We start from the raw sequence: 21,952 nt of genomic DNA, 5'->3' as shown, positions 1-21,952 counted from the left end.
GCTCATCATAGCGGAAGTGGCCGGCGCGCGAAACCGATTGCCGCTTCGACCCACGCGGCCGTTTGGAACAAGTCCGCTTCCTGATTTCGTTTGGCAACGAGTTGGACCGCGAGCGGCATTCCGTCCGCAGTCCACGCGAAGGGCAGGGACACGACCGGCATTCCGACGAAGCTCCACGGCGCGTTGAATGCCGGGTCGCCCGTTGTGTCTTTGTTCGGCGCGGCCGCCGGGGTCGCGGGCACGAGGAGCGCACGGAACCGGGTCCGGAAGTCGTCGACGAGGCGCGCCTGAGCCTGTTTGCAGCGCGCGTACTCCGCAGCGGACGTGCGCAACCCGTGCTCGATGAGCGACGTGATTTTCGGCGGATAGTCGTCCGGGTGCCGGCGGTATCGCGGTTCGTGGTATGCAGCGGCTTCGGTCGCCATGACGGTGAGTTGCTGCGCGGGCGCTTCCGCGAACCCTGCTGGTAGCGCGACCGGTCGGACACGCCCGACTTGCTCATTTACTGGCTCGTAGCGCACGAGCTTCCGAACCGTCGCGTCAAACGCGGCCCGCATCGCATCGTCGCAGCGGTTCGGGAAAAAGTCGTCCGTCACACACATCCACTGGTGCTCGTAACCCATATCGGGATCGCGGGGCATCTCGTAGTTGTTACCGAATGCGTCGTGAACGATGGCGTTTCGGCAGTGCGGATCGCGGTTATCGGAGCCGGCGATCGTCTGGAACACAATTGCCAAATCCCGCACGCAGTTCGCCATCACGCCGATGTGGTCCAGGCTCGGCGCCAGCGGCAGTACACCGTCCACACTGACGCGGCCGTGCGTCGGTTTCAGACTGTACACGCCGCAGTAGCTCGCGGGCCGGGTGATCGAGCCGCCCGTTTGCGTTGCGAGTGCTCCCAAACACATCCCGCACGCGACCGCCGCGGCCGAGCCGCTCGAACTGCCGCCGGGGGTGCGGTCGAGGTTCCAGGGGTTCCGCGTGGGGGGTGGGTCGAAGCTCGCGTAGGCCGTTGTGACCGTCTTCCCGACGATGATTGCACCCGCCTGACGCAACCGTTCCACGCAGGTCGCGTCGCGTCGGGCGAAGCTGTTCGCCCAGCGCTTCGAGCCGCACGCGGTCGGCATGTCGAACACGTCGATGATGTCTTTGATGCCGATCGGGATGCCGTGCAGCGGTCCGCGGTAATCGTTCTGCTTGAGTTCGGCCGTGAGGCGCGCGGCTTGTTCGCGTGCGCCGTCGCGGTCGAGGTACACCCACGCTTTCACGCGCTCTTCGTACCGGTCGATGCGCGCCAGACACTGGTCGAGAAGCGCCGAGGGTGTGAGTTCCCCTTTTCGGATGAACTCGGCCGCCTCGGTGATTGTCATGGGTTCGGGCATCGCGGGTTCCGTGTGCTTACGAGGCGCAATGAGTTTACTGGGCTCCCGCCCCCTGGAGAGAAGGCCGAAAACTATCTTTCGCCGCTGCCCGGTGCTTCGGTGTACTGTGCTTTTGTGTCGCCGATATACTACGAACGTGGGGCTTTGTGTCGCATTCCGAGGAAACAATGGACAAGGTGAAGGTCGCGATTCTCGGTGGGTCCGGTTACACGGCGGTGGAACTCATCAAGCTGTTGCTGCGGCACCCGGGCGCGGAGATCGTGGCGATCACGTCGCGCCAGTCCGAGCACATCGCGGACCTGCACCCCAGTCTGTTGGGCCGGCTCGATCTGCGGTGCGAACCGTTTGATCCCGATGCGCTGAAATCGAAGGGCACGCAGGTCGTGTTCGGGTGCCTCCCGCACGGCACTAGCATGGAGAGCATTCCGCCACTACTGGAACGCGGGATGCGCGTGATCGACCTCAGCGCCGATTACCGCCTGCGCGACGTGAAGGTGTACGAACAGTGGTACAAGGAAACGCACCACGACCAGAAGAACCTCGCGCACGCGATCTACGGGTTACCCGAGATTTACGGCGATAAGCTTGCGGGGGCAAAGCTCGTCGCGAACCCCGGCTGTTACCCGCAGACTGCGATCCTCGGTCTCGCGCCGCTCGTTGCGAACAAGTTGATCGAACTGACCGGGATCGTGATCGACAGCAAGAGTGGCGTGTCCGGTGGCGGGCGCACGCCGAAACTGAGCTTCCACTTCCCAGAGTGCAACGAGAGCGTCACGGCGTATGCGGTCGGCACGCACCGGCACACGCCGGAGATCGAGCAGGCGCTGGGCGACGTCGCGGGGGCACCCGTATCGGTGATCTTCACACCGCACCTCATGCCGATGGACCGCGGCATCTTCAGCACGATCTACGCGACACCGACGCGCGCCGTCACCGAAACCGAACTGGTGGAACTGTACCGGAGCTACTTCGCCGACAAGCCGTTCGTCCGCGTGCGCGCCAACCCGCCCGCGACGAAGGACACGACCGGCACCAACTTCCTCGACGTGTGCGTGAAGGCGGTTCGCGGGAAGGTGCTGGTGCTCGCCGCGGAGGACAACTTGGTTCGCGGCGCGAGCGGCGTGGCCGTGCAGAACTTCAACCGCGTGTTCGGGTTCGACGAGCGCACCGGGCTCATGTAATGGATCTGTTGTCGCAACACGAGGCGTTCCTGCGGGCGATTTTTGACGCGCCCGACGATGACACGCCGCGCCTCGTGTATGCCGACTTCCTTCAGGAACACGGTGAAGAGGAAAGAGCGACACTCATTCGCTGGCAGTGCGGGCGCGGCGCCAAACCCGCGACAGTAACATCCGCGCCGCCCAAGTCCTGGCGCGGCTTTCCGCCGCCGCCCGCGGAACTCGATCTCCGTTTGGAGCGATTGCTCGACACAAACACCCTGCGCGGGGACATCGTCCGCTTGTCCCCGGAGTTCTTCGCGGCTACTACGGTGAGGCTGTTTGGCGGTCGTATCGCGTCCGCGGAACCGTTCGACGTGCTATTCGGGCTGGCCGCTTTCGCCCTCGTAACGGAACTCGAACTCATCGGCGAAGAGGTTCCCGACCTCGATTCCGATTTCACCACGTTCAGCCTCGTCCCGGTCATCACGCCCGCGGGCGTTGCCGCTCTCGCCCAGCACCGCAGCCTGCGGCGCATCACCACGCTCGACCTTCGCAACAACGACCTCGATAACGACGCGGCGCGGGCACTGGTGAAATCGCCGTACCTCGATAACCTGAAGCGCCTCCGACTGCTCGAAGGCAACAGGCTGCGCGGGCGCGTGTGGCAGCAGGTGATCGAGCGGTTCGGTGAGGATGTGGTGGGCTGAGTGGAGGTACTATGCGATTTGTGCTTGCTCTGGCTGTGGTCGTGCTCCCCGCGTATCTGGTGGCCGCGGAGCAGAAGTTGTCGGCGAAGGTGGAGAAGGTCGCCGCGCCCGAGGCACTCGCCGAACCGGTGCGGAAGCTCCTCGACGAACAGGCCCTCGTGGTGCGCGACGGTGACACGGAAGTGATGACCGTGTGGTTCCGCACGGAGATCCCGGCGAAGGCGACCGAGGAGCAGGTCAAGAACGGGCTCACGTACCGCGAGATCCCGGAGGGTACGCTCGTCGGTGCGATCCAGTTCCCCGCGAAGTTCACCGACTTCCGCAAGCAGGAGATCCCCGCCGGCGTGTATACGCTGCGGTTCGCGGTGCAGCCCGATATCGGCGACCACACCGGCACCAGCCCGAATCCGGAGTTCTGCCTGATGTCTCAAGCGGAGAAGGACAAATCCGCGGACACGATCGAACTGAAGAAGCTCATCGAGGTGAGTAGCCTCGTGAACGAAGGGCGCCATCCAGCGGTACTGCTTCTGTGGCCGAATAACGCCAAAGATGCGGGGCCGAAGGTGGTGGATAAGGGTAACGGCGTGGTCATCGCGACGGTCCGGCGCGCCCTCGTTGCCGAAGACAAGAAGGCGGTGCTCGGGTTCGGGATCACGATCGCGGGTGTGCGGAAGGAATAGACACGCGAAGGGGCGCGGCCAGTATCGCACCCCTGGGAGAACGATCACTTCTTTTCGATCTTCTTCACGGCTTCGGCCGCGCACTTGCGGTTGCTTATTTCCGGGTCCGCTTTGACCAGCTTCTTCAATTCGGGGAGCGCGTCTTTTGCGCCCGGCCCAACGGCGCCGAGCGTTTCGATCGCGTATTGGCGGTTGTGGTCGTTTTCGGACTTCAGTTGCGCGATCAGGTCCGGTACGAGCGGTTCGGCGAGCTTACCGAGTGCGGGTAACTGTTCGCGCACGTCGTCGCGGTCCGGCACGCTGTCGTCCAGAATCTTGCGGACCCAATCGTAAGCGGCCGTCGCGTTCTTGGCGTCGATCGTAATCATCGCGAGCGCCACATCACCGCGAAATAGTGCGTCGTTATCGGTGAGCACTTGGGCCAGAGCGGGCATGGCGGCCTTCGCGGGCGCGCCGATGCGCACCAGGGCCTTGAGTGAATACTCGTGAACCCCGCTCCGCAGGTTCTTCCGGTCCTTGAGTAGTTCGGTAATTACTTCGATCGCTTTGGGGGCCTGTGTCGGGTCGATGCGGATTACGGCATCGGCCGCGGCGACTCGCAGGTGCGCGTCGTTCGCATCGAACTTCCTGACGAGTTCCGGCAGTGCGAGTTTCGCGTCCGCGCCGAGGTCGCCCAGTGCTTTGGCGGCCCAACGTGCGGACGAGTTCTGGCTGGATTTGAGCGATTCGACGAGTGCGGGTAGCGCGTCCTTCGCGTCTTTCGGGTCCACGGCGACGAGCGCGAGAGCGGCCTCGAACGATACTCGTTGCATCCGGTACTCGATCAGCTTTTTCAGCGCGGGAGCTGCGTCTTTGGTGGGTGGGCCGAGTGAGGCCAGAATCTGGCAGGCGTCGATTTGAACCTGTTCCTCTTTCTGTTGCAGCCCTTCGATCAGGATCGGGACGGCGCGGATCAGGTCTGGGTCGCTCTTATACACGTACCGGTACACGCCCTTTGTGGCCGCGAACCGGACGGCGAACTCCGGGTCCGCGAGCGCGGCTTTGAGTGCGGGCGTCGGGTTCCCGTCGTCGAACCGGTGCGAGCCTAGGACAAGGGCCGCGCCCAGGCGGGTGTGTGCGACTCGAGCCTGGAGCGCGCCTTCCATTTGCTCGCGCACCGGGAGGTGGGCCAGCGTGTCGACGGCCCACCGGCGCACGCGGTCCGATTTGTGACCGAACAGCGGGACCAGCGCGGCCGCGGCTTGCTTCGGAACGGGGCGGAAGATTTCCGGCGCGCGGATGTGGTCCAGGAGGCGCTCGTTTTTATCGTCGAGTGCCACCGCGACAGCGACGGGGATGACTTTCTCGGGGCGCTCCTCGGTGCGGGAGATGGCCAGACACGCGCTCAAGCGCACTTCGGCGGACTCGTCCGTGAGCAACTTGTCTAGCGCCGCGGGGATGCCTTTTGTGGCTTTGGTGCCCGCCTTATCGAACAGTGTGACTTCTTTCCGATCGGGGTTCCGCTTGAGTTCACCGAGTGCGGTCGCGGCACGCGCTCGTACTCGCGCGTCCTTGTCGCCGCACAGGGCGATCACGTGCTGCACCACTTCCGCCGGGTGTTGGTGCAGCGTGTCGGAATGGAGGACCATGATTTCTCCGCCCTTGGCCGACGTGAGGACGAGCGCGCGGGTGGCTTCGGGCTTGGGGCCGTCGATCGCCGTGATTGCCACCGCAATGTCCTCGGCGGCGTACCCGATCCCGTCCTCGTTCGGGAGTTGGGCAATCAGCGCGGGAACCGCGTCCTTCGCGCTCGGCCCGATCGCTCCGAGAACCTCAATGGCGTGGCGCTGCGCGTTTTTGTCGCCGAGCTGTTTGATGAGGAGCGGGACCGCGGACTTTGCTTTCGGCCCCGCCTTGACGAGCGCGTCTCGCGCCGCGAACTGCTTCCCGATGTCCGCGCCGCCCAGATCCGCGACCCACGAAAAGATCGCGGGATCGTCGGACACTTCGAGCGGAGCGCCCGCGAGTGGAGCAACGAGCAAAAGTATTGTTGTGGTCATTGTTCGCTCCCCAATGTGACGACGGCATCATACCCGTAGACGCACCGAACGCGCCGGCCCCACGCGGGACATTACACGGGCGTTACACTGCGCGCGACGAGAGACCGCACCCGCGTGGGGTAAGGAGCGAGGTCGGGATCGGCAAACGGCCACCCGGGGAGCCTGCCGAGGCTGGTGGGGGCGCGTGTTGAGTTGGTGAACCCCGCCCGCAAGGGCGGCGGGTCGTTTGGCCTCACCTTGTTTGGTGCTCGCATTTGATACTTCCACCCGCCGCCCTTGCGGGCGGGGTTCACCAACTGTCCTTCGGTATGTGCCGTCACACGAGAACGAAACGGCCCCATCCCGTTGGGATTGCATTCATACCTATCATAGATTACTTTGCATTGCAAAGAATTGGTTCGGCGTGAAGACGTGCCGGACGAACGCGGCCCCAACGGAGGTGTGGTGCTTATGATCCGTTTGCTGTTGGCTCTTGCTGTTACGGTGGCGCTCGGGCTCGCGTCTCGGCTGTACCCGACGGGCTGGTTCCTTTGGGACCGGGTTCTCGGGGAAGTCCTGTATGCTGTGGCCGCTTACATCGCTTGGGGCATGTTGTTCATCCGCAAGTCGCCGCTGTTTCTCGCCGCGATTGCGTTCGCGAGTTGTTTGGCTGTCGAGTTGTTCAAGCTGACGGGCATTCCGGCCGAAAACCATCACGTGTTCTTGGTGCGCTGGTTTTGGGGCATGACTTTCTCTGTGGTGAACCTCGGCTATTACCTCACGGGCGTGATTCTGGCCGCGCTCGCGGACCGCGCGACACGCGGTTCAAAGCCAAGTGAGAAAGGAACGCCCCCAGCGCTACAGGGAGCGTAGTGCGAGGGGAAGTGTGGCGGGAGAGTTGCGACCGGGGATTTGCGCGAGAGTCCGCCAGGGGTTTCGCGTTGCTCCACCCCTGGCTACTTGCTGTCGCCCCTAACCGGGGCTAAAAACCGATCTGTCTTCTGTTCTCTGAACTCTGCTCTCTGTCTTCTGATCCGCGTTATCCGCGTTATCCGCGTGATCCGCGGTTCTTCTTTTCGACCGCCTGCCTCATTCCTTCTTCAGCGACGCGGGTTTCCAGTTCAGCCCGATCGCGACGGCCTTTTCTTGCTTGGCCTGGATCGCCCAGGGCGTGCCCTTGTACTTGGCGCTAATTTCGCCGAAGAGGGTTTGTGCTTCTTCGGCCATTTTCTTGATCTCTTTACCGCTCTTGAGCGTTTCGGACGCGACGAGCGTGTACCCGTCCTGGCCGAGTTTCGCGTCGAGTGGCGGGAGCGATTCCGTCATGAGGTTGCCGAGCAGTTTGTTGTACTCATTCATGTACGCGAGCCGGGCCTTGACCGACGCGAGCGCGAAATCGTAGTGGGCCTGCCAGCGCTTGCTCGGCTCGCTCTGGCGCTCGGCGGCCATGTCCGTCAGGGCGCCGAGCACCAGTTCCAGGTCCGCGATGCTCACGGCCCAGAACTTCTGCTCCTCTTTGACCGCGGCCTTAAGCGCGTCGTTGATCGGGCCGTTCACGGTGTCGCGGATCTTGGTGGTGCCGGCCCCGCTCGCCCACTTTTCGCGGAGCTTGTCGAAGCTGCGCAGAACCGCGTTCCGGAGTTTGTACTTTTCCTTGTCGCTCCTGATCTCGCCGAGCGTCGCGTCGGGTGCGAAGTCCTTCATCACGTCGGCCGGGAACGGGAACTCGGCCAGTGCGACCTCACTCAGTTCCGGTTTGAGTGGGGGGAGCATGAACTCGCTTTCGACGGACCGGATCTCGGCCTGGGACGCGCCCTTTGGGGCTTGAGGGAAGCTGAATCGGGTGGCGACCTTCTCGGTTCCGTCGGGGGCGGTCAGCGTCGCGGGGGCCGCGCCGGTGAGCATCACCGTTTGCTTGCCGCCGCTGCCGACCTTTTCGGCCTGCGTGCCGATGTTCGTGGTGCGCTTGACGAGCGTCGCGTGCCAATCGGCGACCGGGAGCGGGTCGGCTTGAGTTACCGATGTTTTGGGGGCGTTGGGGACCACCGGGGGCGGGAGTTTGACCGCTTCGAGGAACGCGCTACCGCTATAAACGAGCCGGCTGGCGAACCCGTCGGGCCGGAGTTGGGTGAACTCCAGCGCATTCTCACCGGCCTTGCACGACGTGATGACCTGCACGTCCGGCGGCGCGGTCGTGAGGGCCTTGTACAGTGCCTCGCTCATCGGCTCCGAACCGGGCCGCACCTTCCCGCGTTCCGGGTTGTACCGGCACACGTCCCACACCACGACCTTCTGCGTGGCCTTGCACTTCTTCACTTCGTCGTAGAACTGGTCGAGCGGGATCAGGGTCTTCTCCCACTCCTCGCCGTCGAGTTCGGCTTCCATCGGGGCGAGGTACGCCTTGCCGTCCTTCTCGATCGCGTGGCCGCCGAAGTAAATCAGCACGCGGTCCTGGGGCCGCGAGGTCTGACAGAACTCCTGGTACGTGCCCTGAAGGACGTTTTTCATCGGCAGTCGCTCGTCCTTGCCGGTGGCGCTGTCCGAGAGGACGAAGAGCTGGTTGTTGTCTTTGTCTTGGGGGACGCGCCACTGGAACGCGAGCGCGTTTGCGGCGTTCGTGGGGCGGTCGGCGGTCCCGGTGCCCGCGGTGAGCGGGTTCAGGTACATGTACTTCGTCACGGAAATGAACAGCATCCGGCGCGGGAACGCTCCACTCGCGGGCTTCGGGTTAGTGCCGGGATTAGTGTTCGTGTTGTTTGTGTTGTCCGGTCCCGGTTCGGGCTTCCCGGGTTCGTTTTCCTTCTCCTTTTCTTTCACCGCGAAGGCGGCGATCTGTTTGCCGTAGAGAATGCCGCCCGCAACCAACCCGGCGGTCAGCAAGAGGCAGAGACCGATCCAAATGAATTTAGCGCCTCCACCGCTCTTGGCGCGCCGGGATTGGTATCGCCCGCGCCGGTTGCGGCTTGCTCGGGGCGCGCTATCGACCTCGAACTCGTCGTCGATCAAGATCGGTTGCGGCGCGGGCCGTGCTGCGGGCGCGGCCGGGAGCGGTTCGAGTGCGGCCGGCGCTGCGGGCACGGGTTGCGGGTACGGGTAACCCGCCGGTTGCGGGTACCCGGGGGGCGGAGCGTATGCGCCCGGAACCGGGTGCGGATAGCCGGGAGGAACGGGGTGCGGGTACCCGGCCGGAGGCGGAGCGTAGCCGGCAGGCGCGTGTGGGTATCCGGGCGGTGCGCCGTAGGGATATCCGGGGGGCGCGGGGTATCCCGGGGGGGCCGGGTATGCGGCACCGGGCGGCACCGGGTATCCGGGCGGTGCGGGGTGTGGATATCCGGGCGGGATCGGTGCGCCGGGCGCGTTGAGCGCCGGTTGGGGAAAGAGCGTTTCGTCCGGCGGGAGATCGAGATCGAGTGCGGGGAGCGCTTCGGGCGCCGGGACCGGTTGCGGAAATGGGGCACTTGTCCCGGAGGGCGTTTCGGGCGCGCGTGCCTTCGTTCGCACGAGCGCGCCGCATTTCTTACACTTCACTGCCTGTCCGATCCACTGCGCGGGGATGCGAAGTGAGGCCTGGCATTTTGGGCAGGTGGCCCGCACTGTCGAGTCCATCAAGTATCTCCGGCTCTCCTCCCGGTTGTGGGTACCGGGGGCGGCGACAGAATGTCCTAACTTAGAGAATAGTTTACCAGATTCAGTTCCGCGAAGTGGGGCGCATTCCGCGCGCCCGGACGGCGTGTCGATCGCGCCTCGGGCATAAACTCGCGCCACGACTCAACGGATAGCCGCTTGCCGGATCGGGGTCCGACCGGCATTCTGACAGAAGACCCCTCTCCGCAGAGGATTGCCATGCAGATCGTGTTGATCGAGGGCGACGGGATCGGGCCGGAAGTCACCCAGGCCGCGTGCCGCGTTGTTGCCGCCGCCGGGGTGAAGGTCGATTGGGTGAAGGCGCCCGCCGGCATCCCCGCGGCGGAGCAGTTCGGCGAACCGCTCCCCGAAGAAACGCTGGAGATGATTCGCCGGTACCGCGTCGCGCTTAAGGGACCGTGTACGACGCCCATCGGGAAGGGGTATCGCTCGATCAACGTGCGGATGCGCCAGGGGTTAGAGCTGTTCGCCAGCGTGCGCCCGGTGAACACGCTGCCGGGCATCAAGACGCCCTACGAGAAGGTCGACCTGATCGTCGTGCGCGAGAACACCGAGGGGCTGTACGCGGGGCTGGAGCACGAGGTGGTGCCCGGCGTGGTGGAGAGCGTGCGGCTCATCACCCGGTCCGCGGCCGAGCGGATCGTGCGGTTCGCGTTCGAGCTGGCCCGGCACCGCGGGCGCCAACTGGTCACGTTCTGCCACAAGGCGGACGTGATGCGCCTCTCGGACGGGCTGTTCCTCGAATGTGCCCGGACCGTCGCGGACGACTACCCGTTCATCCAGTTCGAGGAAAAGCCGATCGACAATGTGTGCCTGGAACTGGCGATGGACCCGTCGAACTTCGACGTGCTGGTGATGGAGAACCTGTTCGGGGACGTGATCTCGGACCTCGCCGCGGGCTGATCGGCGGGCCGGGGCCGGGCGGCGGGTTGGGACTGGTGCCGGGCGCGAACCTGGGCACGCGGTTCGCGGTGTTCGAGGCGGTCCACGGGAGCGCGCCGGACATCGCGGGGAAGGGGATCGCGAACCCGATCGCGGTGATCCGCAGCGCGGCGCTGCTGCTCGAACACGTCGGGCACGGCGCGGCCGGCGCCCGGATCGAGCGCGCGGTCATCAAGACGCTCCAAGCCGGGGTCGGGCTGACCGGCGACATCGGCGGCACCGGGACCACCGCCACCATCACCGACCAGATCATCAAGAACCTGGGGGCGTAGGTACCGTCAGTCCTTGGTGACGCGGGTGGGGACGTGCGGGGCAATGTAAAGCGGTTTGTTCGCCTCGTATGCCGCCAACATTGTTTGGGCGTAGGTGGCTTCTTTTTTGTACCAGGGGTCTTCGAGCGCCTTTTTCAGCCATTTAATGGCCCCGGGATAATCACCGATTGCGGCCGTGCCCGATGCCATTGCCTCCAGAGCGAGTGGGTTCTTGTACTCGGTTAGTTCGCAGGCGCGGTCCGCGTCCTTAAACGCCTGAACGCTGTCCCGGAACTTTTCGTCGCGGCAGCGCGCGAGAAAAACCGCTCGATAGATGTGCGCGTTGGTGTTATTGGGACCGAGGCGGACGGCCTCGTCGTAAGCGGTCCGGGCACCGGCCAAATCGTTGCGGCTCGTTTGCACGTAGCCGCGTAGAACGAACGCTTCCGGGTTTTTGGGGTCGAGTTTGATGGCTTCGTCCGCGTCCTTGAGTGCGGCGCCGAGGTCGGTGCCCTGTTGTAAGTGGCACGCGCACCTCTGGAGGAACCGAAAAGAATTCTTGGGGTCGAGCCGGACGGCTTCGTTGAAGTCCGCCAGCGCCTTACCGAGTTTTCCCTGTGACCGAAACAAACTGCCCCGGGACGAGAACGCGGGGGCGTATTTGGGGTCGAGTTCGATCGCCTTATTGAAGTCTGCCAGTGCCCGATCAAATTTATCTTGATCTGCGTACACGCAGCCGCGTCCGTAAAGTGCGAGCGCGTATTCGGGGTCGAGGCGGATCGCTTCGTTCAGATCGGTCAGCGCCGCATCGATTTTCCTTTGCTGGCGCTGTGCGAAACCCCGGTTATAAAAAGCCTGCGAGAATTGGGGATCGAGTCGGATCGCTTCGGTGAAATCCGCGACGGCTTTTTCGGTCCAGCCCAAACTTATCCGGGTTGTCCCACGGTTGTGGAACATGCGCGCGTCGTTCGGGTTGAGTTCGATCGCTTTGTTGAAATCTTCAATGGCCTCGAACAAATCCCCGTTCCAACTCCGAGCGGTCCCCCGGCGCTGAAACGCATCGGTACTATTCGGGTCGAGTTGGATCGCTTTGGTGTAATCTTTGATTGCCGCGCCGTGGTCGCCGAGTTGATCCTGTGCGTGGCCGCGGCCGAGATAGGCCGGTACGAACTTCGGGTCGAGTTCGATGGCCTTCGTGAAGTCCTTAATTGCTTCTTTGTAATTCTCTTTCTCGATCGCTTCGTTACCACTCTCAAAATAGTCCAGTGCGTCGTCCGGTTTCGGCTGGGCGGACGCGGGGGAGGCGAGCGCAACGAGCACGCAGGCGAGAGCGATTCGGGTCCGCACGTGTGTTCCTCCGAAGGTCGTTGCGACGAGTGTAATCGAGGGGCGATGAGCCTTCCATGATTTCGTTCTCATTAAACCTTCGGTTGCAATTGCACCCGTGCGCGTGTCACTTGCGGTGCGATGAAGTTTTACAAGGTGCGGCAATTTCTGAAGGGCCGCGCGAGTGGGGCGGCATCATTCCTTCGTTCACGCCCCACACTCGGGTTCGTTATGCAGCGCCAAGAGCCGTCTGTGATTTTCGATCAAAAACATGCGTCCGAATACGACAAGCGGTTCGCGAAAACTGGCGCCCATGCGCGATCGGCCTTACCGGTGAGTGGCCCTGGGCGCACTTTCCCGGTCCGTGGCGTCGTGGCAACCTGACTGAACGTGCTTTGAAAATTCCGTGTCCCGCACATCCGCCCCGGCATCTCGGCCGTCTTAATCAGTGTCCGGTTCAACTCTCCGGGAGGTTCTTATGGCGCGGTGGGCGATGGTCGTGGCGGCGGTGACGTTCGGCGGGTGGGCACTGGCGGACGACCCGAAGAAGGCCGAGGACGTGAAGGGCGCGGTGGTCGGCAAGTGGGAGACGGCGGACAAGGACCGGGTGCCGCTGGAGATCCGCGCGGACGGGACGATCCGGGTGCCGTTCGTCCTGCGGGACGGTGCGTGGGTGATGGCGGACGGGACGTACACGGTCGACGCGGCCGGAAAGGTCACCTACAAGGCCGCGAGTGGCGGCGCGACCCTCGGCGGGTGGTACCAGTACAAGGACGGCGGACTCGTGTCCGCGATGGGGCCGAAGAACCGGGTCACGTGGAATCGGGTGCAGGAGAAGAAGTAGGCCGCCCCTGAAAGGCCGCGCGAGTGGGGCGGCATCATTCCTTCATTCACGCCCCACACACTCGGGTTCGTTATGCAGCGCCAAGAGCCGTCCGTGATTTTCGACCAAAAACATGCGTCCGAGTACGACAAGCGGTTCGCGAAACTGGCCCCCATGCGAGATGCGCTGCATTTGCTCATCAGCGCGGTGTTCGCCGACCTGCCCGCCGAGGCGCGAATCCTGTGCGTCGGCGCGGGGACCGGTTCGGAGCTGATCTACCTCGCCCAGAAATTCCCACAATGGCGCTTCACCGCGGTGGAACCTTCCGCCCCGATGCTGGACGTTTGCCGGCGCCGGACCGAGGAATGTGGCATCGCGTCTCGGTGCGTTTTTCACGAGGGCTACCTCGATTCGCTCCCGCCCTCCGAGCCTTTCGACGCAGCCACATCTCTGCTCGTTTCGCACTTCATTCTCGATCCCGATGCGCGGTCCCAGTTCTTCCGGTCGATCGCGGAGCGCCTTCGGCCGGGCGGGTATCTGGTGAGCGCAGATCTGGCTTCCGACCCGGCGTCCGCGACGTACCAGAGCCTGCTCGAAGTCTGGCTCCGGCTGATGCGGGAGACGGACGCCACTCCGGATAAGCTCGAGGCCCTCCGCACTGCTTACGCTCGGGACGTGGCCTTTCTGCCACTGGAGCGAGTGAGCGCGATCATCGCGTCGGGCGGCTTCGAGGCGCCCGTGCAGTTCCTCCAAACCGGTCTCATTCACGCCTGGTACGCCAAACGCGCGTAAGCTACCTCCGTCGCCACAACGGGGGCTTGCCGTGGACCTTACATACACCGACTACCTGTTCGTCGAGGAACTGCTCGCGCTCCAGAAACCGCGGTCGGACCCGGTCGAGCACGACGAACTGCTCTTTATCGTCGTTCACCAAGCTTACGAACTGTGGTTCAAGCTGCTCCTGCACGAACTCGACAAGGTGAAAGCGGACTTCGTCGCGGGGCGTACTTACCCTGCGATCAGCACGTTCAAGCGCGTCCGCACGATCATGAAAGTCGCGGTGGAGCAGGTGGACATCGTCGAGACGCTCACGCCGATGTCGTTCAACAGCTTCCGCGACCGGCTCGATAAGGCGTCCGGGTTCCAGTCGAGCCAGTTCCGCGAGATGGAGTTCCTGCTCGGCTACAAGCGCGCTGAGATGCTCAAGCACCAGAAGGCCGGCACCCCGGGCTACGAGCAACTCGTGAAGCGCCTCAACGAGCCGTCGGTGGTAGACTCGTTCTACACGTACCTCGCGCACCACGGGGTCACGATCCCCGAGCAACTTAAGACGCGCGATGTGACCCTTCCGACGCAGCCCGACGAGACGGTTGAGGAGGGGATTCTGCGCCTCTACAAGAGCCAGCCCGATCTCGAAATCCTCTTCGAGTTAATGACCGATTTCGACGAGGGGCTCCAGGAGTGGCGCTACCGGCACATCAAGCTCGTGGAGCGCACGATCGGGAGCAAGCGCGGCACCGGCGGGTCGCTCGGCGTCGAGTTCCTGAAGCGCTCGCTGTTCCACCCGGTGTTCCCCGACCTGTGGGCGATCCGGCACCGGCTGTAGGGGAACCAAGGAAGAGCAGCCGCGGATCAACGCAGATAAACGCGGATCAAAACACAACGGGCGTGGTGGAAGAGACAAATGGCACCACGGGTTTGGTGGATCTGTGAGCCCGCTCCGGTCCGCCAAACCCAATGTTCTTTTCTGATCTGCGTTTATCTGCGTTGATCCGCGGCTGCTCTTCCGCCCCGCCTTTGTAAGATACCCGCGACGCGAGGCCACGGGGGACGTCGATGCGCAAGGTGATATTCGTTCAGGGCGGCGGGCTGGGCGAGGACCAGGAACTCTCGGTGCGGCGGCTGTTCGAGGCCGCGAAGGTGCCGATCGAGTTCGAGGTCCATCTCGCGGGCCGCATGGCGATCGAGCACGGCTCGGACGCGCTGCCGAAGTCCACCTTCGACGCGGTCCGCCAGTGCGGGATCGCGCTCAAGACCAAACTGCTCCAGCCGAAGGGCGCCGGGATGCCGACGGCCCACGGCCCGAGCGTGCCCACGAACTACAACGTCGCGTTCCGGCGCGCGCTCGGGCTGTTCGCGTCGATGCGCCCGGTCCACAACCTGCCCGGCATCCCGAGCCGGTTCACCGGCGTCGACTTCCTGCTGTTCCGCGAGATTACCGAAGACTTGTACACCGCCAGCGAACACGAGATCGTGCCCGGCGTGGTGCAGAGCTTCAAGATCGTGACCGAGGCCGCGTGCATGCGGTTCTTCCGGCTCACGTTCGAGACCGCGCGCAGGCGCGGCCGGAAGACGGTCCACTGCATCCACAAGGCGAACATTCTGAAGATGGCCGACGGGCTGTTCCTCGATTGCTTCCGGCGCGTGGCACGCGAGTACCCGGAGATCACCGCGAAGGATCTGATCGTCGACAACACCTGCAACCAGCTCGTGAGCCGGCCGCAGCAGTTCGAGGTGCTCACCGCGGGCAACCTGTACGGTGACCTGCTTTCGGACTTGGGTGCGGGGCTGGTCGGCGGTGTGAGTACCACGGCCGCGATCAACAGCGGTACGGACGTGACCGTGTACGAAGCGGTGTACGGGGCGTCTCACGAGAGCGTCCCGCCGGACGTGGGGAACCCGCTGCCGCTCATCCTCCCGGCCATTGAGTTGCTGAAAGACATCGGCGAGGGGGAAACGGCCGCGCGGATTCAGAAGGCCGTGGAAGCCGTGCTGATGGAGGGGAAGGTCCGCACCCGCGACATCGGTGGCACTGCGGGGACCACCGCGTTCACGGACGCTATCCTCGCACGGATGTGAGCGCGACGGGCTTTGCGCGTTCCCGGGGGGCCGAAGGAATAACGGTGGCCGCGTCAGTTTCTCGTAACGAGCCGCGACCGCCAGGGAGCGGTGGCATCTCCCGCTCCCTAGCGGTCACGGCTCGTGCGGCTCGCTACGATGGCACCGAAATCGGATTTAGTGGCCAAGAAAGCGAGCGCCCGCGTTGGAACTGTGGAACTTCACCGGCAACGTCGCGCTGGCCGCACTCCTCGGCACCATCATCGGTCTGGAGCGGCAGTTCCGTCAGCACCCCGCCGGGTTGCGGACGAACGCGCTGGTGAGCACCGGCGCGGCCCTCTTCGTCACGCTGACACAACTTCAGGGGGATACGAACAGCCCCACTCGAATCGCGTCCTACATCGTGAGCGGCGTCGGGTTCCTCGGCGGCGGCGTGATTCTCAAGGAAGGCACCAACATTCGCGGGCTGACCACCGCGGCCGGACTGTGGTGCAGCGCCGCGGTCGGCACGATGGCAGGTATCGGGTTCGGGCTGCACGCGGCCATCGGCACCGGGTTCGTGCTCCTGGTCGTTCTGGGACTGAAGCCGATCGCGAAGTGGGTCGACCAGCGCCAGTCGCGGTTGCAGAGCACCCCGGCGTACTACCAGTTGCGCGTGACGTGTCAGGACCGCGATCACTCGCTCGTTCGCGCCGTGCTCGCCCGGCACCTCGGTTCGGTTCCCGGAATAGTGCTCACGGGCACCGCGGTCGGCAAGCCGAAGAAGAAAAAGACCGTGCTCCGCGCGGACGTGACCGCGACCCCGGCGAACGACCGGGCCATCCAGGACACGGTCGCCCGACTCCTCATCGAACCGGGCGTGCGCTCCGCGAGTTGGGCGAAGGTCGCGGCCCCGCCCGAGTAGCGCCCGCCACACCCACGTCCCTTCCCACGCTTTCCCAAATTGCAATTCGCCTTGCGTGTTCGTGAGAAGATTGGTAGATCGTTGCGCCGACCCGAACTGTGACCGCGTCCCGCGGGTGTAGCCCGCCCACCGGTGCAAGGAGCGCGACGATGGTCGTTCCCCGCTTCAGTATCGTGATCCCGACGCGGGAACGCGCCGAGACGCTCCGGTTCGCCCTGCGCACGTGCCTGGATCAGGCGTTCGACGACTACGAGATCATCGTTTCGGACAACTTCAGCTCGCCCGCTACGAAGGCCGTGGTGGATGCGTGCGGATCGCCGAAGGTGCGGTACGTGCGCACGACCGAGCCGGTGGCGATGAGCACGAACTGGGAGTTCGGGGTTTCGCACGTTCGAGGCGAGTACGTTCTGCTCATCGGCGACGACGACGGGTTGCTCCCTCACGCGCTGACTGAACTGGACCGGATCGCACGCGAAACGGGCGCGCGGGCGATCCGGTGGGACGCCGCGTACTACACTTGGCCGAATATTGCGCTCCCGGGGCAGGGGAACTACCTGCGCATTCCGCTGGGGCGGACCGCGGGGATGCGCGACGGGGCGGAAGCGATCCGCGAGGTGGCGGCGTTCCGGGAGTTCTACACGGCGCTGCCGATGCTGTACAACGCGGCCGTCCACCGGGACGTGCTCGCGGCCCTGCGTGCGCGGGCGGGCCGCGTGTTCCCGCACCCGGTCCCGGACGTGTACTCCGGGTTCGCCGTCGCGCACGCGGCCGGGCAGTTCCTTTCGATCACGGCCCCGATGTCGGTTTCGGGCCAGTCCGCGGCGAGTAACGGAATCGCGACCCTGTTCAACCGTGGGCGCAATGAAATCGACCGCGAGTTCCACGCGCTCAACGCCCGCGACGGGCTGCGGTCCGAGCCGACGGTGCCGGACCTGCCCGTGTTCCCCCACGTCCCGGTCGCCGACACGTTCGTGTTCGCGAAACGGGTTCTGTTCCCGGACCTCGACGCGGACCTGGATCGCCGCGCGCTCGTGGCCGCGTGCGTGACCGGTGCGCGAGTCTCCGCGGACGATTGGTCTGCGGCGCTGGCACTCGTTCGCTCGTCGCTCGCGGACGACCCGGCGCTCCAGGCGTGGTTCGACGCGGAATTCGCTGCGACGCCGTACCGCGCACCGGCTCCGGTTCAGTTGCGTTCGGCGCGACCCGGGGCCGACAGTGAGGCACTGCACCTGGATGCGGACGCGCTTGGTGTGTCCGACGTGGCCGGAGCTGCAAACTTGTGCGAGGCCGTGCTGGGGTACCGGCGCCGCGGACTGGAGTTGCAGTTCGGGACCGCGCGCTCCGAATTTCAGGAGAAAGAGGCCCAGGTTCAGCAACTGCACGCGGCGTGCGACCAGTTGCAGACCCAGCTCCGCGAATCGAGCGCCGCGTTTTGGCTCCGAATCAACGGCCAGGACGCACAAATCGAGGCCCACGTGCGCGAGAACAAGGCCCTGCGGGACCGCGTCGCGGAACTGAACGTACACATCCGCGCCTACGAGTTCCAGGCGCAGCGGGGGCTGCTGAGCCGGATCGCGGACCGCGTGTTCTCGCGCCGCGCGGGGTGAGCGATCCGCCCGGCAACACCGGCCAACAGTACCGCGCGGGTGCCCCCGGGTTTCGTAAGTCGAGTCATCGGGAGGGGTGCCGATGACGGAGCAAGAAATCGCGGCCCTGGGCCCGGCGCTCGCGGCGGTTCCGAGGGCTTCTTGCGGAAGCGGACGGCCGCCCACTTCAACACCTACAGCCGCGAGTTGCTTCCCGACCTGCCGCGCAAGAGTGCCGAGCCCGTCGCGTTGACCCGCGTGCGCCCACTCCAGGAGCTCCTCGTTACCGCCGACTCGAACGACCTCTCATGGCCGGGGGAGCGTTCCAGGCGCTACTGGACGCCGACGTGTGCTTGCCCGAGTGCGGGGATGAGAACCGGACCCGGCGCCAAGGGGCGGGCATTTTCGATGAGACCCGCTCCGATCGAAGTGGTCAACCACTGACAACTGCGGGCGGTCAAAATTTACAGGGGCACCCCGTGCCGTTGTTCGCGTTGACAGGTCCGTTCGCGGCGCTGTACCACTGGTGGCCATTACGTGGGCGCTCTAAAAATTTCTTGCCCCGCTCGGATTTAATCTCACCGAGAGCGGCGACGCCCTCAAGTGCCCACAGAACAGCGCAGGAGCTGGCGTGACGATCGATCTTCCGGTTGTTGTGCTTTGCGGCGGACTCGGAACGCGGCTGCGGTCCGCGGTCAGTGATCGCCCCAAAGCACTCGCCCCCGTCGGCAATGAACCGTTCCTCGCGGTGCAACTCGATCTCCTCCGTCAGCGCGGGGCGCGGCGATTCGTGCTGTGCGTCGGGCACATGGCGGACCAGATCGAGGCCGAATTCGGAGACGGCTCGCGTTTCGGCGTTCGCATCGACTATTCCCACGATGGCGAGAAGCTGCTCGGCACCGGTGGCGCCCTGAAGCGCGCGGAGCGGTTCTTCGCGCCCGCAGCCGTTGTGGTGAACGGCGACACTTACATTGACGTCGATCTGCACCAGCTCGCTCACACACACGCATCGGCGCGCACCCGTTGGCACGATACAGGAGCGACGCTCACACTGGCGCGCATGCCGGACGCCAGCCGCTACGGGAGCATCGACACGGACGGCACTCGCGTGAGAGCGTTCCGCGAGAAAGAAACTGGTGCCGCGCAAAGCGGATGGGTGAACGCGGGCGTTTATGTCATCGAACGCGATCTCCTCGCGCGCATCCCCGCGGACGAAGTCGTGTCGCTGGAACGCGACGTGTTCCCGGCCGCGCTCCGCGACGGTTTAACGCTCGCTGCGTTCTCACAAGACGCGGGGTTCCACGACATTGGCACGCCGGACGACTTCCGCGGGTTCGTCGCGCAGCGGGAAACGATCCATGTCGCGTGAAGCCATGTTCCTCGACCGCGACGGCACGCTGATCGAAGAGGTCAACCACCTCTCGTCGCCGGACCAAGTGCGCCTTATCCCGGGCGCAGCAGAAGCCGTTCGGCAGCTGAACGACGCGGGCGTACTCGTCATCGTCATCACGAACCAGTCCGGCGTCGCACGCGGGTACTTCCCGGAGAGCCGGTTGAGCGCCGTCCACGACCGCGTATCGGAACTCCTGGCAGCACACGGCGCGAAGGTCGACGCCTACTACTACTGCCCTCACCACCCCACCGAGGGCATAGGCGCGTACCGCGTAACCTGCGCGTGCCGCAAACCGAAACCGGGAATGCTGCTCGCGGCCGCACGCGACTTCGGCATCGACCTCGCGCGCTCGTGGATGGTCGGCGACAAGGTCTGCGATTCGGGCGCCGGTGACGCGGCCGGGTGCCGATCGGTCCTGGTGCGCACGGGCCACGGGCGCGAGTTGCCGAACGCGGTCGCGGACCTCACCGCCGCAATCGAATTGTGGGCGACTTCGAGATAGTCGCCCCTACCGTTGCGCTCACCACCGACACACGAGGACACGGCATGGCGGCCAAGTTCCTGATCGTGAACAACGGAATGACCGAAGCGCGCGGGCATTTCGTGGAAACGGGGGTCGCGATCGCCCGGGCCGCCCGGCGCCGCGGGTTCGATGTACTGATGGGCGTTCACGCGCGCTGCACCGGGCGCGGGCTCCCGGCCGATCTGCCGACGCTCCCGCTGTTCCGCGTCGACCACTGGGGCCACATCGTCGACGAAGTTCAGCCGTCGGTGATTCCCCTTCGCGGAGAACTCGGTCCGCTCTGCGATACCCCGATCGAAGCCGTGCTTGACGGCCACGCGACGCTGCGCGAACTGCTCGATGCGCGACTCGCTCCCCCGCCCCAACCGAAACGCAATCTGAAGGCGAAACTCGCTCACTTCGCGACGCGCACGCTCCCGCCGGTTGTGAGCGGGGTGTTCCGGGCACTGGTGCCGCCGGTCGCATTCGACCACGTTCGCGCCACTGCACGCAAGCGCCGCGGACTTCCCCCGGTGCCGACTTTCGGCGCCGACCACTTCGGCCCGCTCCCAACGGACGCCGAAGGGCTGCTCCGCCGGGCACTCGGGCGCATTCCTCCCGAGCACAACGAGTTCGTTCACTACCAAATGTTCGCGGCCGACCTCGAACGGTTCCTCACGCTCAGCGGGACCGGGCCGAACGACCACGTCTACTTCCCGACGGCTTACGGGCGCGACGCGCTCGCGGTACTCGCGCTCGTGCAGCGCGTCGGCGCCGAACGCCTGCCCACGTTCCACCTCGAATACCGGCACACAATGCTCTCGCCCTCCGAACTGGAGCGCGAACCGTCGCCCGTCGAGGCGTTCCACACGCGCACGCACCGCGCGTACTTCGATGCGTGCCGCGCGTACCCCGAAACCGGCAACGCGCGCTTCTACACGGACACCGCCGAACTCGCGGCCGATTACACCGCACTCGCGGGGTTCTCGTTTGGCGTGCTCCCATACGCATTTCGCGCCGACCTGATCCCCCCTTCCTCTCCGCGGAACACAATGGGGCCGCTCCGCGTGCTGTTCCTCGGCGACTTGCGGAAGGAAAAGGGCTTCACGAAACTGCCCGCCCTCGTGCGTGCGATGAGCACGGGCGAGAAGAACCGCGTGCAGTTCGTCATTCCCGGTGCGATCCACCCCGAAGAGCGCGAACCCGCGATGCTCAGCGCCCTCGCAGAGCTGGAATCGCACCCGGAGTCGGTCGTCGAGCGCCCGTACCGCGACGGTTTCGTGCCCGCCGATGATTACTACCGGCTGCTCAGTTCGGCCGACGTCGTGCTGTGCTTTTACGACGCGAAAGCCTATCGCGCACGCAGTTCTGGCATCTTCGCCGAGGCGGTCGCGGCCGGAAAGCCGACCATCGTTTCGGCCGGCACGTGGATGGCTTCCGAACAACTGGCCGGCAGCGGCGAAGTTGTGCGCGACGAGCACGAACTACTCCGCGCGTTGCGGGACGTTGTCGCCGATTACCCGAGCTATCGTGCGGCCGCGTCGGAAGCGCGCACCCGCTGGTTGAGCCACCACTCGCCGGAAAACCTGCTCGCGCAGTTGATCGGCACGAAGCCAACGAACATCGCGACCTCGAAAGTCGGCGCGCGAGCCGCAGTTTGACAGTCGGTGCGGCTTTTGTGCTCGTGGCACAGGCCTCAGGCCTGTGTAAGCGCCTCCACAGGCCAGAGGCCTGTGCCACCAAACACAAAATCAAGCGCACCAATTCAACACGACGAACAAGTGACGGCCACGGA

The 21,952-nt window shown here is 64.9% G+C and carries 17 protein-coding genes and 1 pseudogene; 14 read left to right on the top strand and 4 right to left on the bottom strand.

The window, feature by feature from the left end; genetic code table 11:
- Positions 1–5: 5 nt before the first annotated feature.
- Positions 6–1,382 (bottom strand): amidase, encoded by a 1,377-nt coding sequence (locus VT84_RS26965; protein WP_082841680.1) that lies wholly within the window; start codon positions 1,380–1,382, stop codon positions 6–8.
- A 167-nt stretch (positions 1,383–1,549) separates the two neighbouring features.
- On the opposite strand from VT84_RS26965, the gene argC reads away from it, so the two are divergent.
- From argC to VT84_RS26950, 3 genes are read left to right on the top strand one after another with little or no spacing between them, the layout of a single operon-like run.
- Positions 1,550–2,563: an N-acetyl-gamma-glutamyl-phosphate reductase gene (gene argC / locus VT84_RS26960; protein WP_082841679.1), complete on the top strand. Its 1,014-nt coding sequence runs from the start codon at positions 1,550–1,552 to the stop codon at positions 2,561–2,563.
- Positions 2,563–3,249 carry a TIGR02996 domain-containing protein gene (locus tag VT84_RS26955; RefSeq protein WP_082841678.1) on the top strand — a complete coding sequence of 229 codons (687 nt, stop codon included), beginning with the start codon at positions 2,563–2,565 and terminating at the stop codon, positions 3,247–3,249. The genes argC and VT84_RS26955 overlap by 1 nt, the downstream gene beginning before the upstream one ends.
- 11 nt (positions 3,250–3,260) lie before the next feature.
- Entirely contained in the window at positions 3,261–3,929 is a 669-nt protein-coding gene (locus tag VT84_RS26950; RefSeq protein WP_052562038.1) for a hypothetical protein, read from the top strand.
- Positions 3,930–3,973: 44 nt separating this feature from the next.
- Here the strand turns inward: VT84_RS26950 and VT84_RS26945 are convergent, their stop codons facing one another.
- Positions 3,974–5,968, bottom strand: a complete 1,995-nt coding sequence (locus VT84_RS26945) for a HEAT repeat domain-containing protein (protein ID WP_052562037.1) — start codon at positions 5,966–5,968, stop codon at positions 3,974–3,976.
- Between the two features lie 450 nt (positions 5,969–6,418).
- Between VT84_RS26945 and VT84_RS26940 the strand changes: the two genes are divergently transcribed.
- Entirely contained in the window at positions 6,419–6,820 is a 402-nt protein-coding gene (locus VT84_RS26940) for a DUF2809 domain-containing protein (protein WP_052562034.1), read from the top strand.
- Positions 6,821–7,036: 216 nt separating this feature from the next.
- On the opposite strand, the gene VT84_RS26935 is transcribed toward VT84_RS26940, so the two are convergent.
- Positions 7,037–9,553: a caspase family protein gene (locus VT84_RS26935; RefSeq protein WP_082841677.1), complete on the bottom strand. Its 2,517-nt coding sequence runs from the start codon at positions 9,551–9,553 to the stop codon at positions 7,037–7,039.
- 237 nt (positions 9,554–9,790) lie between these two features.
- Between VT84_RS26935 and VT84_RS26930 the strand changes: the two are divergent.
- Positions 9,791–10,806, top strand: a pseudogene (locus tag VT84_RS26930) (isocitrate/isopropylmalate dehydrogenase family protein).
- Between the two features lie 6 nt (positions 10,807–10,812).
- Here the strand turns inward: VT84_RS26930 and VT84_RS26925 are convergent.
- Entirely contained in the window at positions 10,813–12,132 is a 1,320-nt protein-coding gene (locus tag VT84_RS26925; protein ID WP_162271861.1) for a tetratricopeptide repeat protein, read from the bottom strand.
- A 457-nt stretch (positions 12,133–12,589) separates the two neighbouring features.
- Here VT84_RS26925 and VT84_RS26920 point away from each other — a divergent pair, with 457 nt between their 5' ends.
- From VT84_RS26920 to VT84_RS26875, 9 genes are all read left to right on the top strand, one after another.
- Positions 12,590–12,955 (top strand): TIGR03066 family protein, encoded by a 366-nt coding sequence (locus VT84_RS26920; protein ID WP_082841675.1) that lies wholly within the window; start codon positions 12,590–12,592, stop codon positions 12,953–12,955.
- A 72-nt stretch (positions 12,956–13,027) separates the two neighbouring features.
- Positions 13,028–13,726, top strand: coding sequence for a class I SAM-dependent methyltransferase (locus tag VT84_RS26915; protein WP_082841674.1), 699 nt, complete (start codon positions 13,028–13,030; stop codon positions 13,724–13,726).
- Between the two features lie 31 nt (positions 13,727–13,757).
- A complete protein-coding gene (locus VT84_RS26910) occupies positions 13,758–14,540 on the top strand; it encodes a tryptophan 2,3-dioxygenase (protein WP_052562022.1) in 783 nt (260 codons plus the stop codon).
- Between the two features lie 230 nt (positions 14,541–14,770).
- Positions 14,771–15,793, top strand: coding sequence for an isocitrate/isopropylmalate family dehydrogenase (locus tag VT84_RS26905; protein ID WP_052562020.1), 1,023 nt, complete (start codon positions 14,771–14,773; stop codon positions 15,791–15,793).
- A 184-nt stretch (positions 15,794–15,977) separates the two neighbouring features.
- Entirely contained in the window at positions 15,978–16,676 is a 699-nt protein-coding gene (locus VT84_RS26900; protein WP_052562018.1) for an MgtC/SapB family protein, read from the top strand.
- Positions 16,677–16,825: 149 nt separating this feature from the next.
- Positions 16,826–18,283, top strand: coding sequence for a glycosyltransferase family 2 protein (locus VT84_RS26895; RefSeq protein WP_082841673.1), 1,458 nt, complete (start codon positions 16,826–16,828; stop codon positions 18,281–18,283).
- 610 nt (positions 18,284–18,893) lie between these two features.
- Entirely contained in the window at positions 18,894–19,631 is a 738-nt protein-coding gene (locus VT84_RS26885) for a nucleotidyltransferase family protein (protein ID WP_052562014.1), read from the top strand.
- Positions 19,621–20,157 carry a D-glycero-alpha-D-manno-heptose-1,7-bisphosphate 7-phosphatase gene (locus VT84_RS26880; RefSeq protein WP_052562012.1) on the top strand — a complete coding sequence of 179 codons (537 nt, stop codon included), beginning with the start codon at positions 19,621–19,623 and terminating at the stop codon, positions 20,155–20,157. The genes VT84_RS26885 and VT84_RS26880 overlap by 11 nt, the downstream gene beginning before the upstream one ends.
- 44 nt (positions 20,158–20,201) lie before the next feature.
- Positions 20,202–21,818 (top strand): glycosyltransferase, encoded by a 1,617-nt coding sequence (locus VT84_RS26875; RefSeq protein WP_082841672.1) that lies wholly within the window; start codon positions 20,202–20,204, stop codon positions 21,816–21,818.
- The last annotated feature ends 134 nt before the right edge of the window (positions 21,819–21,952 follow it).

It is taken from the genome of Gemmata sp. SH-PL17 (genome assembly GCF_001610855.1).
Taxonomy (GTDB): domain Bacteria; phylum Planctomycetota; class Planctomycetia; order Gemmatales; family Gemmataceae; genus Gemmata; species Gemmata massiliana.
Note: the sequence above shows the minus strand (reverse complement) of the source record. Positions and strands in the feature narration are given on the sequence as shown.

Excerpts from the sequence above, each read along its gene's own strand:
- argC (WP_082841679.1), top strand. The coding sequence starts at position 1,550 with ATGGACAAGGTGAAGGTCGCGATTCTCGGTGGGTCCGGTTACACGGCG.
- VT84_RS26905 (WP_052562020.1), top strand. The coding sequence starts at position 14,771 with ATGCGCAAGGTGATATTCGTTCAGGGCGGCGGGCTGGGCGAGGACCAG.
- VT84_RS26920 (WP_082841675.1), top strand. The coding sequence starts at position 12,590 with ATGGCGCGGTGGGCGATGGTCGTGGCGGCGGTGACGTTCGGCGGGTGG.
- VT84_RS26875 (WP_082841672.1), top strand. The coding sequence starts at position 20,202 with ATGGCGGCCAAGTTCCTGATCGTGAACAACGGAATGACCGAAGCGCGC.
- VT84_RS26940 (WP_052562034.1), top strand. The coding sequence starts at position 6,419 with ATGATCCGTTTGCTGTTGGCTCTTGCTGTTACGGTGGCGCTCGGGCTC.
- VT84_RS26935 (WP_082841677.1), bottom strand. The coding sequence starts at position 9,553 with ATGGACTCGACAGTGCGGGCCACCTGCCCAAAATGCCAGGCCTCACTT.
- VT84_RS26945 (WP_052562037.1), bottom strand. The coding sequence starts at position 5,968 with ATGACCACAACAATACTTTTGCTCGTTGCTCCACTCGCGGGCGCTCCG.
- VT84_RS26955 (WP_082841678.1), top strand. The coding sequence starts at position 2,563 with ATGGATCTGTTGTCGCAACACGAGGCGTTCCTGCGGGCGATTTTTGAC.
- VT84_RS26895 (WP_082841673.1), top strand. The coding sequence starts at position 16,826 with ATGGTCGTTCCCCGCTTCAGTATCGTGATCCCGACGCGGGAACGCGCC.
- VT84_RS26965 (WP_082841680.1), bottom strand. The coding sequence starts at position 1,382 with ATGCCCGAACCCATGACAATCACCGAGGCGGCCGAGTTCATCCGAAAA.
- VT84_RS26950 (WP_052562038.1), top strand. The coding sequence starts at position 3,261 with ATGCGATTTGTGCTTGCTCTGGCTGTGGTCGTGCTCCCCGCGTATCTG.
- VT84_RS26880 (WP_052562012.1), top strand. The coding sequence starts at position 19,621 with ATGTCGCGTGAAGCCATGTTCCTCGACCGCGACGGCACGCTGATCGAA.
- VT84_RS26915 (WP_082841674.1), top strand. The coding sequence starts at position 13,028 with ATGCAGCGCCAAGAGCCGTCCGTGATTTTCGACCAAAAACATGCGTCC.